The sequence below is a fragment of the [Clostridium] cellulosi genome (assembly GCF_036762875.1).
Lineage (GTDB): Bacteria > Bacillota > Clostridia > Oscillospirales > Ethanoligenentaceae > Ruminiclostridium_D > Ruminiclostridium_D cellulosi.
Genome location: NZ_JBAIZF010000026.1, coordinates 125,979 through 142,901, shown reverse-complemented (window position 1 = coordinate 142,901; position 16,923 = coordinate 125,979). Strand labels below are relative to the sequence as shown.

At 47.4% G+C, this 16,923-nt stretch carries 10 protein-coding genes; all 10 read right to left on the bottom strand.

Annotated elements, in window-relative coordinates; genetic code table 11:
- Positions 1 to 4: 4 nt before the first annotated feature.
- Positions 5 to 3,739 (bottom strand): DNA-directed RNA polymerase subunit beta, encoded by a 3,735-nt coding sequence (rpoB, locus tag V6C21_RS08470; protein WP_479268800.1) that lies wholly within the window; start codon positions 3,737 to 3,739, stop codon positions 5 to 7.
- A 431-nt stretch (positions 3,740 to 4,170) separates the two neighbouring features.
- Entirely contained in the window at positions 4,171 to 4,581 is a 411-nt protein-coding gene (locus V6C21_RS08465; protein ID WP_034841624.1) for an RrF2 family transcriptional regulator, read from the bottom strand.
- 54 nt (positions 4,582 to 4,635) lie between these two features.
- Complete coding sequence (gene rpoD, locus V6C21_RS08460; RefSeq protein WP_479268799.1) at positions 4,636 to 5,730, bottom strand: RNA polymerase sigma factor RpoD; 1,095 nt, start codon at positions 5,728 to 5,730, stop codon at positions 4,636 to 4,638.
- The gene (dnaG, locus tag V6C21_RS08455; protein WP_045085728.1) at positions 5,731 to 7,491 is read right to left on the bottom strand and encodes a DNA primase; all 1,761 of its coding nucleotides are present in this window, start codon (positions 7,489 to 7,491) and stop codon (positions 5,731 to 5,733) included.
- Positions 7,492 to 7,907: 416 nt separating this feature from the next.
- Positions 7,908 to 8,807 carry a cysteine synthase A gene (gene cysK, locus V6C21_RS08450; RefSeq protein WP_034841619.1) on the bottom strand — a complete coding sequence of 300 codons (900 nt, stop codon included), beginning with the start codon at positions 8,805 to 8,807 and terminating at the stop codon, positions 7,908 to 7,910.
- 211 nt (positions 8,808 to 9,018) lie between these two features.
- The gene (locus V6C21_RS08445) at positions 9,019 to 9,654 is read right to left on the bottom strand and encodes a YigZ family protein (RefSeq protein ID WP_045086032.1); all 636 of its coding nucleotides are present in this window, start codon (positions 9,652 to 9,654) and stop codon (positions 9,019 to 9,021) included.
- 101 nt (positions 9,655 to 9,755) lie between these two features.
- Complete coding sequence (rpmE, locus tag V6C21_RS08440) at positions 9,756 to 9,959, bottom strand: 50S ribosomal protein L31 (RefSeq protein WP_034841618.1); 204 nt, start codon at positions 9,957 to 9,959, stop codon at positions 9,756 to 9,758.
- Between the two features lie 220 nt (positions 9,960 to 10,179).
- Entirely contained in the window at positions 10,180 to 12,372 is a 2,193-nt protein-coding gene (locus V6C21_RS08435) for a glycoside hydrolase family 9 protein (RefSeq protein ID WP_479268798.1), read from the bottom strand.
- 172 nt (positions 12,373 to 12,544) lie between these two features.
- Entirely contained in the window at positions 12,545 to 14,911 is a 2,367-nt protein-coding gene (locus tag V6C21_RS08430; RefSeq protein ID WP_479268797.1) for an endo-1,4-beta-xylanase, read from the bottom strand.
- Between the two features lie 50 nt (positions 14,912 to 14,961).
- Complete coding sequence (locus V6C21_RS08425; protein WP_479268796.1) at positions 14,962 to 16,875, bottom strand: cellulose binding domain-containing protein; 1,914 nt, start codon at positions 16,873 to 16,875, stop codon at positions 14,962 to 14,964.
- Positions 16,876 to 16,923 lie beyond the last annotated feature (48 nt).

Below are 16,923 nucleotides of genomic sequence, written 5' to 3'. Positions count from 1 at the left end.
AATTTTATTCGTCAAACTCATCGAAATCATTGCCCAGGTTTTCATCCTGATCTTCAAGTTCTTCGCCGTCGGGGAAATCAATTGTATCGATTTCCTCGTTGATATCTTCGTCCGGCTCTGGCTCCGGTTCACCTATCTGGAAACCGTCGTCAAAGTCGTTGTCAACTGATACCTTTGACATATCTTCGATATGTCCGATCCCGATATTATCGTCGTCGTCAAATGTATTTCTGAGATCAACCTCTTCATTGTTTTTGTTGAGCACCTTCATGTCAAGGCCAAGAGACTGAAGTTCCTTGATGAGAACCTTGAACGATTCAGGAACGCCCGGTTTCGGCACATTCTGTCCTTTGACAATGGATTCATAGGTCTTAACTCTTCCGACCACGTCGTCGGACTTGACAGTCAGGATTTCCTGCAGGGTATAGGCAGCGCCGTAAGCTTCCAGCGCCCAAACTTCCATTTCACCGAAACGCTGACCGCCGAACTGCGCCTTACCGCCGAGCGGCTGCTGAGTAACAAGTGAGTACGGGCCTGTTGAACGGGCGTGGATTTTATCATCGACAAGATGGGCAAGTTTGAGGAAGTACATATAACCAACCGTAACAGGATTGTCAAACGGCTCGCCGGTACGTCCATCGTAAAGTATACATTTTCCGTCCTCCCGCAGGCCTGCTGCTCTAAGGCATTCAGCGATGTCTTCCTCGTGGGCACCGTCGAATACCGGTGTCATCACCTTCCAGCCCAGTGCCTTCGCTGCATAGCCGAGGTGGACTTCAAGAACTTGACCAATATTCATTCGGGAAGGTACGCCCAGCGGGTTAAGAACAACGTCAAGGGGCGTGCCATCCGGCAGGAACGGCATATCTTCCTGAGGAAGAATACGCGAAACAACACCCTTGTTTCCGTGACGTCCCGCCATCTTGTCACCGACGGAGATTTTGCGCTTCTGAGCAATATAGCAGCGAACTACCATATTTACTCCGGGGTTTAATTCCTCGCTGTTTTCTTTTGTAAATACCTTTACGTCGACAACTATTCCATATTCGCCGTGCGGAACGCGAAGCGATGTGTCGCGGACTTCACGGGCTTTTTCACCGAAGATAGCACGCAGCAGGCGCTCTTCTGAAGTAAGCTCGGTTTCACCCTTTGGTGTTACCTTGCCGACCAGAATATCTCCGGCACGAACCTCAGCGCCGATACGGATAATACCGCGTTCGTCGAGGTCGCGCAGCGCATCCTCACCGACGTTCGGAATATCGCGGGTAATCTCTTCCGGACCGAGTTTGGTATCACGTGCTTCAATCTCGTATTCTTCTATATGAATTGACGTATAGACGTCATCTCTTACAAGCCTTTCGTTGAGGAGAACTGCGTCCTCGTAGTTATAACCTTCCCAGGTCATAAAGCCAATGAGGACATTGCGTCCGAGTGATATCTCGCCTTGGCTTGTCGACGGGCCGTCGGCTATAACCTGTCCCTTCTTGACGCGCTCGCCCTTATAAACGATCGGGCGCTGATTTATGCAGGTGCCCTGGTTAGAGCGCATAAACTTAATGAGGTGATAAGTTTCCATCTTTCCGCTGTCCGTGCGGATAACGATTTCACGCGCCGAAACCTTTTCGACCACGCCGTCTTCCTTAGCAAGGACAACAACGCCTGAGTCGATGGCAGCCTTATATTCCATACCGGTGCCGACAATCGGAGACTCAGTCTTGATAAGCGGAACAGCCTGCCTCTGCATGTTTGCACCCATGAGGGCACGGTTCGCGTCGTCGTTTTCAAGGAACGGAATCATAGCAGTTGCTATAGAAACGACCATCTTAGGAGAAACGTCCATGAAGTCGACCTTTTCGCGCTCGACTTCGAGGATTTCATCCCTGAAACGGGCAGCAACACGCGGCCGTACGAAATGCCCCTCTTCATCAAGAGGCTCGTTAGCCTGCGCGATTATGAAATCATCCTCCATATCAGCGGTCATATATACAACTTCGTTGGTAACAACGCCGGTTTCTTTGTCAACCTTGCGGTAGGGGGCTTCAATGAAACCATACTCATTTATTCTCGCATAAGACGCAAGGTAGGAAATCAGTCCGATGTTAGGACCTTCAGGGGTTTCAATTGGGCACATGCGTCCGTAATGGGTGTAGTGTACGTCACGGACTTCGAATCCAGCTCTATCACGGGACAAGCCGCCGGGGCCGAGAGCTGAAAGACGGCGTTTGTGCGTAAGTTCCGCCAGCGGGTTTGTCTGGTCCATAAACTGTGACAGCGGCGAGGAGCCAAAGAACTCTTTGATTGCCGCCATTACCGGACGGGAGTTGATTATCGACTGAGGCGTGACAACATCCATGTCCTGGGACTGGAGGTTCATGCGCTCACGAATAACCCTCTCCATACGTGAAAAACCAATACGGATCTGGTTTTGGAGAAGTTCACCCACGCTGCGGATTCTGCGGTTGCCCAGATGGTCGATATCGTCTATTGTGCCAATATCGCTGGCAAGGCAGTTGAGATAATTTATAGAAGCAAAGATATCATCTACGATAATATGCTTAGGAATAAGCTCGTCTACACGTTCTTTAAACGCTTCTTTGATTTCATTCTCATCTTTGGAGTTTTCGAGAATCTCACGGAGCACGGAAAAACGCACTTTTTCGTTTATTCCGACTTCCTCAGGATCGAAGCTGACAAAATCCTTTGCGTCGACCATACCGTTTGAGATAACCTTGACTTCACGGCCGTTTACATCAACGTAAACGGTGTCGACGCCGGCTTTCTCAATTTCAAGTGCTTTCGCCTTCGAAAGTGTTTCGCCTGCTTCAGCCATTATTTCGCCTGTCATCGGGTTGACAATGGGGCGGGAAAGCGTTTTTCCCATTATCCGTGCGCCGATTGCAAGCTTCTTATTATATTTGTAACGTCCAACACGTGAAAGGTCATAACGGCGGCTGTCGAAGAACAAAGCGTTGATATGGGCCTGTGCGCTCTCAATTGTCGGAGGCTCGCCCGGGCGCAGCTTGCGGTAAACTTCGATAAGCGCCTCGTCCACGGATTTTGTATTGTCTTTTTCTATAGATGCCTTGATACGTTCATCATCCCCGAAAAAGTCGAGAATCTGCTCGTCCGTTCCGAGTCCGAGTGCGCGTATCAGAACAGTAATCGGAATTTTACGGTTTTTATCAATACGGACATAGAAAACATCGTTGATGTCGGTTTCGTATTCAAGCCACGCGCCGCGGTTTGGGATTACAGTTGAAGTGAAAAGCTTTTTGCCTGTTTTGTCATGGTCCATTCCGTAATAGACGCCCGGTGAACGAACTAACTGTGAAACTATGACACGTTCCGCACCGTTTATAATGAATGTACCGCTGTCGGTCATGAGCGGAAAGTCGCCCATGAAGATTTCCTGTTCCTTAACCTCTCCAGTCTCACGATTTACGAGCCTTGCGAGCACATGCAGCGGAGCCGCATAGGTGGCATCGCGTTCCTTACACTCTTCAACGGTGTACTTAGGTTTGTCGTCAATTCTGTAGTCGACAAAGCTGAGTACAAGGTTGCCGGTGAAGTCAGTAATTGAAGAAACGTCTTTTAAAACTTCCTTCAAGCCCTGCGTAAGAAACCATTCGTATGACTTTTTCTGCACCTCAATAAGGTTCGGCATATCAAGAACCTCGTTGATGTGAGAAAAACTCATTCGGACATTCTTGCCAAGCTCTACCGGCGTCACATTCACCATATAATCAACACTCCATTCATCTTTTGACCTATCTGAAGTAACTTAAGTGCAATTTAAACAAATTTCACAGGACTATTGAACAAATAAAAAGCATATGCTATAATAAAAACAGGATTATAAAATAGAAAAATTATGCTATGGTTATTTTGATACAGTGTTATATTATACAGCAAACAACGTGCTGTGTCAATACACATTATTAATATTTATTTAATATAAATCCCGCATATTGGCCGTGTCTAAAAAGTGGACACGGTTTTTTTGTTATCGCCGAAAACCTGCGGCGTGCTGCCAAACGAAAAGTTTTGCAGCACGCCTTTTTTCTGTTAAATCAACTGCTATGAGCATATATGTACATAAAAAAAGCCGGAGCAGCTTAAGAACGCATGCCCAGCCGCTCCGGATATTAGCCTTAGGCTGTTTTACCAATATTAACGCTTGCCTTGGTCTTTAATACCGAAATTTATGCTTTCAAATTTATCCCGAATAGCCTTTGAAACATCGACGAAAATCTTGTGGTAATAACAGCCGCAGTCGCTCTCCGTAAGGCTGCAAGGCAGTTCACCAGAAACACAGCGGCTGATAGCAATCGGGCCGTCTACAGCCTCAATTACCTGTCTCATGTTGATTTCGGACGGTTTCCTCGCCAATTCATAACCGCCCTGAACGCCTTTATAGGATATAACAATCCCGCTTATTAGGAGTTTTCTCAATATTTTAAGTGTAAAACGCAGTGTTACTCCGGTCATTTCCGATATGGTACGTGCATCTAACCTCTTGTTCTGCCTCGCAAGGCAGTCAATTATCCGCACGGCGTAATCGGCTTCCTGCGTAATGCGCATTTTTACCCTCCGGAACTATCACATAGTAAAAAATCGTTTCTATAAAAATACCGGTCAGTCAAGAAAATCCTTGAGCTTCTTGCTGCGGCTCGGGTGTCTCAGCTTTCTGAGCGCCTTTGCCTCAATCTGCCTTATGCGTTCACGGGTGACATTGAATTCCTTGCCCACTTCCTCAAGAGTGCGCGGGCGCCCATCGTCAAGGCCAAAGCGCAGGCGGAGGACTTTTTCTTCCCTTGGGGTCAGTGTATGCAGGACATCGCCGAGCTGTTCACGCAGAAGTATGTGGGATGCGGCTTCTGCCGGAGCTGGAGCGTCCTCATCCGGAATGAAATCGCCGAGATGGCTGTCTTCTTCCTCACCTATAGGCGTTTCAAGGGAAACCGGTTCTTGCGCTACTTTCATAATTTCACGCACTTTTTCAACAGACATGCCCATAACCTGTGCAATCTCATTGGCCTGCGGCTGGCGTCCAAGCTCTTGGAGCAACTGGCGCTCAACGCGGACAACCTTGTTGATTGTTTCGACCATGTGAACAGGTATGCGGATAGTCCTCGCCTGGTCGGCAATAGCGCGGGTTATCGCTTGCCTTATCCACCAGGTTGCATAGGTTGAGAATTTGTATCCTTTAGTATAGTCAAACTTTTCAACAGCCTTGATAAGTCCGAGGTTACCCTCTTGAATCAAATCAAGGAATTGCATGCCTCTGCCGACATAGCGCTTTGCTATGCTGACAACAAGTCTTAAGTTCGCCTCAGAAAGGCGCTTGCGGGCCTCTTCGTCGCCATTGCCCATCCTGCGGGCAAGCTCAATTTCCTCCTCGCTCGTAAGAAGCGGAACGCGTCCGATTTCTTTAAGATAAACCTTAACCGGGTCGTCGATTGAGATGCCTTCCGCTGAAAGCGACGCCTCAATGTCCTCTGCCTCGTTCACTTCCACATCGTCATCGGACAAATCATCCGGTGACGGTTCGCTTAGGTCGTCGATAATCTCGATATTCTGGCTTTCAAGCGTATCGTAAAGCTTCTCCATCTGCTCGGGATCAAAGTCAATTTCCTCAAGGGCGTCGGTAATCTCTGTTTCTGTCAGATGCCCTTTGCTCTTGCCAATTTCGATCAGTTCATGGATAGCGGATTTTTTATCCGTATTCATCTATTTTTCCCTCCGGTACTTTTTCTGTTCCAGTTTTTTATGTTTCAGTTCATTGAATATTTCCAAAGCGTCGGCATTTTCGTTAGCTCTTAGCATTTTTTCTTCCAAAATCACATTTGCGCAGTCCCGCGCCTCCTCAATTGTGTTTGAAACAGGGCGCATAACAAGCATTTTTGTTATTCTTCCTGTTTCCTCCGGCGTAAACATGGCACCCATTAATGAAAGGTCAGGCTGACCGCCGGACAGTATTATATCCCTCTGCGCCGAGTAAACCCGTCTGTTGAATTCCGTTAAAAAATCTTCTGGTTTAATAATTTTGTCAATATCCTTCTGAAAATCAGGGTTCTTATAAAGCAATACTATGAGGGTTTCTTCAGCATTTGCCGCCTTAAGATACCTGCCTTTCTGAGGATTGATGCGGTCTTTCAGCCCCCTTAAATCGGCAAGCTCATTCCTGATTTCCGTCTTACGCTCACGCGCTTTCTTACGGGCGGCAAAGCGGTTTATCTCTGCAAGAAATGTATCTTTTGTAATATCAAGCTCTTGCGCAAGTTTTCCGGCATATACTTCTCTTTGAACAGCGCTTTCGACTGTTGAAAGTATCTCTTCGGCTTCTTTTATAAACTCAATCTTTTGCTCAGGTATATTCAAATCATATTTTGACTTTGCTTTTTGTATCTGGTAGTCAATATGACTGCCGCTTTTTTTAAGCAACATTTTGAATTTATCGGCGCCGTGAGTCTTTATAAACTCGTCAGGGTCTTTTCCCCCTTCAATATGGAGTACGCGGACATTCAGCCCGGCGGAGGTCAACAGCCCGATTGCCCTTTGTGCTGCCTTTTGACCCGCCGCGTCGGAATCATAAGACACTATAACTTCTTTTGCATATCGTGACATCAGCCTTGACTGCTCCGGTGTCAGCGCTGTCCCCAGCGTCGCGACCGCGTTCTTAAAGCCCGCTTGATGCAGGGCGATAACGTCCATATACCCCTCGCAGAGAATCAATGTGCCGTCGGCATTGCTTTTCGCAAAATTCAGGGCATAGAGCCCGCGGCTCTTTTTGAAAACCGGAGTATCAGAGGAGTTGAGGTATTTCGGCTCACCGTCGCCCAGCACCCTGCCGCCGAAGGCGATAACATTGCCCTGAAGGTCAATGATTGGGAACATCACGCGGTCTCTGAATTTGTCATAGCTATGCCCATCCCTTACGACAATGAGCGACGCCGCCTGCATTTCCTTTTCGGTGTAGCCGAGGGACTTAAGATGATTTTTCAGCGCGTCCCATTTTGCCGGAGCATAGCCCAAACCAAAGCTCGTGATCGTCGAAGGGAGCAACTGCCTTTTTTTAAAATACCTGCGTCCGGGTGCTCCCTCAGGCGATTTCAGGCAAGCATAGAAGAATCTTGCCGCGGCCCTGTTCATCTCAAGGATTCTCTTGCGAAGCCTTGCAGTGCTGTCATCCGCAGCCTCTTCCGGAACTTCAAGCCCGCACTGCGCAGCAAGGAATTTTACCGCGTCGACATAATCGAGGTTCTCAATCTGCCGGATAAACGTAATTACATCGCCGCCGGCGCCGCAGCCAAAACAATAAAAACTTTGCGTATCCTCAAAAACGTAAAAAGAAGGGGTCTTTTCATTGTGAAATGGACACAGTCCGACATATCCCCTGCCGCTCTTGCGCAGATTAACATACCTTTGGGCCACCGTCGCCATATCAGCACGGTATTTAAGCTCCTGCAAAAACGAATCGGAAAATGCCACAATATGCCCCTTTCAATTACCATTATTTTCAACCAAAAAAATAAATTTATACCTTTTTGTGATTTTTTATACGTTTTTAAACAAAACATACGCGCAGCAAGGCTGCAGAAGTTCGGTATTAACGATATTCAGTTTTAAGCCGTATTGTTTCGCATTATTCCGTTTTTTGCAATATGTTTTCGAATAAAATATTGTCTTATTGACAAAAAATCTTAAAATAAACAGCCGAAAGCACTATAATTCGATTTTATTTTGCCTTTCCGCACTTTAAATATATAACATTCATATATTAATATATACGCAATTTGTGGTATTTTTCCTTGACATCTGCAGCAAAAAACCGCTCTGCAAATTATTTTTGGAATACCATACAAATTTTCTATTTTTAATATGTAAAATTTTATTTTATTCGTCAATTAAAACAGTACGCTCAGATAGCGTTCGCCCGTATCGGGGGCTATACAGAGTATCCTCTTGCCCTCGCCGAGTTCTTCCGCCAGCTTAAATGCAGCGCATACCGCCGCTCCTGACGAGATGCCGAGAAGGAGCCCATGCTCCGACGCTAACTTTCTGGCATATTCATAGGCTTCTTTGGTTTTTACTTTTATTATGCGGTCAACAAGCGACATATCCAAGTTTTCGGGAATAAATCCCGCGCCTATGCCCTGAATATCATGTGCGCCGGGTTTTCCGCCGGAGATTACTGCCGATTCTGCCGGCTCAACAACAGTGCATATAACATTTGGAATCGCTTTTTTCAAAACACGGGACACACCGGTAAATGTTCCGCCGGTTCCAACGCCGGCAACAAATGCGTCAAGCCTGCCCTCTGTGTCCTTGAGGATTTCCTGCGCCGTCGTGTCCTCGTTTATCTGGGGATTGGCAGGGTTTTCAAACTGCATTGGCATGAAAGCGCCGTCGATTGAATTTACGAGCTCTTTTGCCTTTTCAATCGCGCCTGACATGCGCAGCGCACCGTCCGTCAGGACAAGCTCTGCGCCGAAGGCGCTCATCAGCCTGCGGCGTTCTATCGACATTGTATCCGGCATGACGATAATTACGCGATATCCGCGGGCCGCGCCGATCATGGCAAGACCTACGCCTGTGTTGCCGCTGGTCGGTTCGATAATGACACCGCCGGGTTTGAGCTTTCCTGATTTTTCAGCTTCATTTATCATAGCGAGCGCAGCGCGGTCTTTAATACTGCCGCCCGGATTAAAACATTCTAACTTAATTAATACCTCCGCCCCAGCGTGATTAACCGAATAGACGGGTGTGTTCCCGATAAGTCCCTTAATATCCTTGACTATAGCCATTGTGAACCCTCCCACAGACGGTTATTAATTATAAGCCTAAAGGCGAAGGCATAAAGTTCCGAATTTAACAAACAGATTAAACGCTTTCGGCTTTCATGTTTAATATTACTTATAAAATAATCTTGCTTTTAGGAATTGACGGTTTCGGCGCCCTACCCCGCCATAATCTAATATAATTTAGTTACAATTTAATAGTAATATTTCCGGCGCGTCAGTGATTTATGTTTAGCAATCTTTCATTTATATAAATATCCCCGCCGGACAGCGCCTTTACTGTACCGCCGCTTAATTCGGTTAGCTCATTTTTAAACTGCTCAATTTTATCCTTTGGAAGCGCTATTGATATTGTAACGGTTTCTTCAAATTTTCTGTCTTTTACATATCCGCCGCAGGTTCTCAGATATTTTTCGGCGCGCGCATAAAAATCATAGCCGCAGTTGACATTTAAAATCTCGCAAAGCTTCATAGAAGCTTCTCCGGCCTTTTCCACCGCCGCCGCAGCGGCATGCGTATATGCCCGAACAAGCCCCGGGGCACCCAGCAAAACCCCGCCGAAATAGCGTGTCACGACAACTGCTGTATTGACAAGCCCTCTCTTTTTCAGCACCTCAAGCACAGGCATTCCGCCGGTTCCCTGCGGTTCGCCGTCGTCTGAAAATCTGACCGCCCCGTCTTTTATGATATATGCAAAAACATTATGCCGGGCGTCATAAAACTCCGACCTAATGCTGTTTATAAACTCTGTTGCAGCCTCTTCAGTTGAAACGGGAGAAACCGTTGCAATAAACCTTGAACGCTTCTCTTCATATTCAGCTCTTGCCCATTCGGCTGCCATTTTGTAATCCATTTTACCCTCACAATTTAAAAACTCGGCCGACGCCATGAGCGCCGCCCGAGTTTCTGGCGATAGCTATTTTGCTAAGGGCTAAACGCACTTCGCTAAAGCTCTTATTTGTCCTGATTGAATCTCTTTTTAAATCTCTCGATGCGGCCGCCTGTATCGACTAACTTCTGTTTGCCGGTAAAGAACGGATGACACTTCGAACAAATATCGACATGAAGGTCCTTCTTTGTTGAGCCTGTCTCAAAAACAGCTCCGCAGGCGCATTTAATTGTGGTCTGCTGATACTTTGGATGAATACCTTCCTTCACGAAAATCACCTCTTTCATTGAACACATGACACAATGCTATTATTTTAACATGGAATCTTGCAAAATGCAATACAATTTTACTTTTCCCATCACCTTTAAGGGTAAAGATTATTATATCAATTTTTATTGCATTTGTCAAAATATCTGAAAATATTCTTACAAAAAAATAGGGGCAGGCTGCTGCAGTAAAGCAGCCCGTCCCCACAGCGTTTACCTAAGATTACTGCGGTTCAACGCCCCATATTAAGTTATCGCCGGAATATGCCGTAACCTTATTCCAGTCGACATAGGAATTATCCGTCGCATTGAACGAGTAGTCGTTTGACTGGTCATAATTGGTCCAGTCGCTCTTTGAAAAACGTGCCTGAACCTCAATAGCCTCGCCCGGGGCGATGGAGCCCGCAGCACTGCTAAAGCTTATCTCGAGATAGCTGTCCGCCGATTCTTTTGCCGAAGGCAGTTTTTCGAACCGTCCGGATACATTGCTGCTGCCGACACTCGACCAGTCACACCAGAAATTCTGCTGCTGTGAGCCATCAGAAGTATAGTAATAGCGCAGTTTTATATCAGCAAGCTGAATTGGCGAATTGCCGGTATTTATAAGACGGAACTTCGGCATTATCCCGTTTGTTACCGGGGAAGTATTGCCGTTAAACATCTGAACTTCAAGGGTGCCAGGCTGTGTTCCGCCGCTGGAACCTGAGCTGCTGGAACCGCTTGAGCTGCTGGAGCCGTCATCCCCGGAGCTTCCATATGTAATTGTAATCTTGGGGATTTTCCCTCCGGTGGTCAGGAACATAAGCGTGACTGAATCACCGGTTTGAGCTGAAAGGTAAGACTTTGAGATAATAACCGCATTGTCAGTAACCGTATAATCCGTACCCTTTGTAAGGGGCACAGCGCCATTGACAACGCTGTCTATTTCGTTCCCGTTAAACTCTGTGGGAATTGTGATATCGGCCGGTTTGCTTCTGTCAAAAGTCGTAGTTGTCGGTGTCATTACAGTGTCAAGGGTTCTGTCTGCCGAGCCGTATATCTTTTCCAACCCGGCAAGAGCGCCGAGAAGGCCAGCAGCATAGTCGATTCCAGTCTCAGTGCACTGATACTGTGAACCATCGTCGTTGTAATGGTCACTTGAGTCCGGTCCGCCCATGAGCCCGCCGAGAAGCAGGTTCTTAGCCGGTTTCAGATTGCCGTTGTCTATGTAGGTATATCCGTTCGCCGCCCTATGGTGCGGATGAGCCGGCCATTTGCTGCCGTAGCCAATCACATAGGACATATTCTCTGGATTATTGCCGAGTATATAGTCAATCTGGGACTTTGCAAGGTTCAGAGCGCCCTCATCGCCCGTATCCTCGCTGTAGATCAGCGCTACCATAGCCTCTGCGGCGCTGTAACGCAGTACACCCCAGCTATTGAGGAATTTAAGTCCGCCGGGCGTGGTCTCGATACCGTTTTCCCAGAAGTTGATATTTGCCGCAAGGGCGTTTTTATAAATCTGGTCGCCAGTAATCTCATACAACCTTATCTCAGCCGGAATGAACATATCGTCCCAGCACATAGTCCACTTGTCCTCAAGGGGCAGGCCGCTGCCGGGCTCAATTACAAAAGCAGCCGCATCGTCCAGATAGGACTGGTCTTTTGTAATCGTATAAAGCCAAGTTGCCGCCCATGCAAGGTCGTCCTTATAGGTTGAGGAATAATAGAACCCCTGAGCATTGCTGAGCCCCTGATTCGATTTGCCCATATTATACAGTTCTTTTGCCGCGGTCAGGCATTTTTCACTGTATTCAGGGTCAATGTCGTTGTAGTTGAGATACATCAGTGCCAGCGCCGCTGCGCTTTCGCCTAAAACATCCGACGCCGCGTTGCTCGAATCTGCCTTAAACATGGTCGGGCGGCTGGTCGTCTGCTCTTCAGGCGGGCCCCAATAGCTATGGTCTGTCGTGCCGTCACCGCACTGATAATAGAATACGTCAGAGGTCGGATGGCACTTCAAGAAGTAATCAGTGAAATGTTTAAGCTGCTGCAGCATTTTCTCAGAGTTGCCGGTTCTCTCGAATATGTCCTTATACCGGTAATATGACCACTCGAGTATTGATGCTGCATAACCTTCGGTAATACCGAATTTTACATGGTCGCCGCAGTCGTGATAGCCGCCGGTAAGGTCAAGCCCGACATCGGCGCCATCTGTCGTGTGACACGCCCCGCGCCAATCAAAGAAATTGTTTTCTCCGGCGTCCTTGCCGCATTTGTTGGCGTCATAAAAAATGATGGTGTCTCGGAGCGCCTCGCCGTAATTAAACCCTGGGCCGCTTACAGCTTTTACAACGGCTGTGCTGGGCAGCGACGTCGCAATAACTGCGCAGCTCAGCAGTGCCGCTCCGATACGGCTTATCATCTTGCCTTTCATAACAATCTCCTTTCATCTCTATTGTCAAAAATATGCTAAGCACAGCCAATGCCTGCTTGGTGGCGCTGAGGATTAAGGTCAATCCCTTGCCGCGGGTATGTCCTCCGGGCAATATCAAATTTTAGTTAGCAGGCATTGACTGATACTTATTCCTATTTATACAGGTTCATTTTTATACAGGCTCATTGCCCCAAACCAGGGTATCGCCTATATATGCCGTCATCTTGGACCAATCCACATAAGAAGTTGCTGTGGAGTTAAAGGAATAGTCATTGCTCTGGTTGTAGTTGGACCAGTCGGCATTTGCTATACGGAAATGGATTTCCGTCTCCGCACCGGCTGCGATGGTGCCTGTCCCGCTCTTGAATCCGATTTCAAGGCAGGTATCGGCATTTTGCCCTGATACCGTCAGGAATGTTCCTGTGACGTTCGAGGTTCCGGCGCTGGACCAGTCACACCAGAAATTCTGCTGCTGGGTGCCGTCTTTGGTGTAGTAATAGCGGAGTTTGACAGTGGACAGGTCAATCGGCCTATCTGATGTATTAATGAGTTTTATGCGCGCTGATATGGTGTTTGATGTCGGCGATAAAACGCCGTTTACCATCTGAACCTTAAGGTCACCGGTTTGTCCCTGATCGCCTCCCGGTGTTTGGCCACCTGAAGATGTATCCGTAATATTCACTGAAAGCGACGGGTCGGCTCCTCTGTTAAAGTCAAATTTAAGTGACACCGTGCCTGTATTCAGCGAAGACAGATAGGATTTAAGAATTGTCACTGTCGTACCGTCGGAGGATACGGTGTAATCAACGCCTTTTACAAGGGCGTAAGAACCGTTATAGATACCGGAAAGCGTATTGCCGTTTAGGGTAAGTTTGACTGTGATATCCGCCTGATTGTCCGGATTTTTGTCAAAGGTAGCGGATGTAGGCGAAATCGTTGAATTGGAAACGTCAGTTTGCCTTTCGGCTATCGCATAAAATGCGGGTTTTGCCTTAAGGTTGCTGTCAAACAGCAGCGGAGCGTTGTTGGCTCCAAGCCATGATGCATCGTCGGAAATGCCCCAGAATGTGACGCTGCTTATGTATTGCTTTTCACTGACAAATACATCGAACAAAGCCTTATACTTATCCGCCTGTACCTGCAGTGCTGCGCTATCTGTTCTTCCCTGAGTGCTGCAGTCCATCTCGGTTATCTGCAGATCAATTCCGAGAGAAGCAAACTTTTCAATGGATGCTTTGACATCCGAAACTGATGGGTAATTGTTGTTAATGTGCATTTGCAAACCAATGCCATCGATCGGTACGCCTTTGTCCAGAAGGCTCTTTACCAAGTTATACATATCAATGGTCTTTTGGTTGTTATCTTCAATGTTATAGTCATTAATGTAGAGTTTTACATTCGGGTCGGCCTCGTGCGCATACTCAAAGGCCTTTTCGATATAATCGGGGCCTATGATATCAAGCCATTTTGAGTTTTCACTTGAGCCGCGCAGTCCGTTATTGGCATGGCTGTCTGAAATAACCTCGTTGCAGACATCCCAGCAGTAAATCGGGTTCTGATCTCCATATTTATCCCTGAAGTGCCTGAGCACAGTGGTAATATGGGTCTTGAGCCGGGCAAGGAGCTGGTCCCTTGTAGCAGGTCTGCCTGGGTTAATCGGGTCGGTGAAGAACCAATCTGGAACCTGATTGTGCCAGAGCAGGTTATGACCCCTGATCTTCATGTGATGTGCTATCGCATAATCGACCATCCTATCGGCCTCAGTAAAGTTAAAATAGCCTTCTACAGGCTGTAAAGAGGATATTTTCATGACGTTGCCCGCGGTGAGGCTGTTAAAATGCTGACCGATAAGCTTTGAATGAGGGTCAGACGCGTCAAGCTGACTTACGGGGTCAACGGCCACACCGATATCAAAGCAGTCTTGATAAACCTCGCAAAGGGAAGGCAGGTCTGTATCCGGATTCATCTCGACCTCGACAACGCTCACGTCGTCTATGTAATACTCCAGAGTGTCATCCGGTGACTCAATATAAACAGAAACACCGCTCAGTTGCCCACTGGCAGTCAAGGTGTATCTGCCGGACAGCTTCGTCCAGTTATTCTCGTTTATGTCCACGCAGTAAGCGACGGAATCATAATGCTCGCCGTCAGAATCCGTCCGCTGAACCGTCAAAGTGGCCTGTTCAGTATGGGATGATGACTGGCCGGCCCTTGCCTTAACATAAGCCGTAATATCATAGGTCCTTCCGGCTTGCATTATGCCGGTGAGATCATAGCTGGCGCCGTTCCAGTTTTCCTCGCGGTCAGTAACAAGGAGACTGTATCTGCCGGAATATGCGGTATCCGATGTCACAGTCAATGTTTCATTGCCTCCGCGGGGCGACCAGCCCTCTGCTGTTCCGCTCTCAAATCCGCCGTTGCTGACAAGGTTGCCATCAGCAGCGTTTGCAGTTACCCCGACTGGTACCAAAAGTGTCAGTCCGAGGGCGACTGAAACTACGGAAGCAACCGTTTTTTTCAAAAACCTGAAATTCAACATAACACTACTCTCCTTCCTTTACCTCAAATATTTCAAATTTATGGAAACTCTCATGGTTCAGAGCCCCAAATGAGACTATCGCCGAGGTAAGCTGCGACTTTTGTATAATCTGAATAGCCGCTGTTAGCATTGCTGAAGGAGAAGTCATTTTCCTGATTGTAATTGCTCCAATCCTCCTTTGCAAAGCGCGCCTGAACCTCTATGCTGGCGCCCGGAGCAAGCGTACCCGCTGAACTTGTAAATCCTATTTCAAGGCAGGTGTCGGCGTCATCTTTTACGGTGTCAAGTTTTATAAAGCTGCCTGTGACATTTGACGAGCCGACGGTTGACCAGTCGCACCAGAAGTTCTGATTCTGGGTGCCGTCCTCTGTGAAATAGTAACGTATTTTCAGTTGAGACAAGCTTATTGCCGACGAACCGGTGTTAGTAATGCGGAAGCGCGGCATAATGCTGTTGGTAACTGCCATAGTATTGGCATTATACATCTCAACTTTAATATTGCCCTCTGGTACCGGTGAAGGTGTAGTATCCGAAATTTCTATGGCAAGCACAGGGTCGCTGCCTGCGCTGAAGTCAAAGCGCAGTCTCAACGTGCCCTCGTCCTGTTTTGAAAGATAATCTTTTAAGATAGTCACTGTGTCCCCGGAAACGGTATAATCTATTCCGTCAACAAGGGCTGTGCTGCCGTTATAAATACCGTTGAGGGCATTGCCGTTGTAAGTGATTTCAACAGATATATCCTGTGGGTCGTTGATGTCAAAGTACGCAGTTGTCGGGTTAAGGGAAGAGTTGTTTTGCGGTGTGCTGCCACCGTTTTTCTCCTCCATCTTTGTTTCATACTCTGTGATAAGCGAGGCCACGTCACTCGGGTATTTAACATCAAAGCCGTCATAATCCGGATATGGCTGGCTATTATCCCAACCGATACCGGTCAAAAGCCAGAACATGCTACCCGCGGCGCCCTCGCCGAGTTCACTGTTTTTATAGACAGCGTCGTTAAACTTTGTGTAATTTTCGATTTTGTTGCTGTGAGTGCCGTATTCCTCGAGGATAACGGGTTTTCCAACTTCCTTTGCCTTGTCGATATGGTCATTTATGTACTGGATGCACCAGTCGATACTTTTGCCCCATAAGTCGGGGTACAGGTGCATCGTTTCAAAATCAATGTTCGGCAGAGCGATAAGCCTATCCCAGTCAACACCGCTGCCGCCGTTGTAGCAGTAATCGGAACCGCCTCTGTTGAAAAATCCCTCGTCACCCACTGTTACTAAATGTTTTGAGTCAATACTTTTAATATATGTGCTCATCTCGTCAGCCCAGTTGACCAGCGTATCGCCTGTCGGGTCAGACTGGCATCTCGGCTCGTTGCCAAGCTCCCATGCCATAATCGTCGGGTCATCTTTATAGGCGATGCCGGTATAGGTGTTGACGCGATTTAAAACATATTTGATATAGTTTTTATACCCTGTTTTACATATCTCGTTTGTATAAAAATCATCATGGTTTGAAGCGCCCGCCCAGGACACATACTGGTTCATTCCGCCGAAATCATCCCAGTTGTTCACCAACGGGAGTATCAGCTTTATGCCACGTTTTGCAGCTTCGCTGATTGTATAGTCAAGCCTTTCAAATCCGCTCTCGTCATAGACGCCGAGGGAAGGCTGCATTACACATCCAGCGGACTCTTTACCGTCGATAAACGCCCAGCAGCGGAGCACCTTGAGATTCATGGCGGCGGCATCATTCAATACGTCGTCAATCATATAATTCGGAGCGTAATTAAGGTAATAGTTATTTGCGCCCTGAAAATAAAATGGTTTTCCGTCAAGTACAAAATAGTTGCCGCTCGTCGTTACAAATCCCGGCTCCTCAGCGTTCGTCCCCGACTCTGCGCTGACACTCATAAATGATGTCATGCCAAAGATTATTGCCGCCGCAAGCGCCGCCGCAGCGAACTTTTTCATATGGAAAACCTCCTGTCATTAATTCGGAGGGTGCGGCACCTGCCGCAC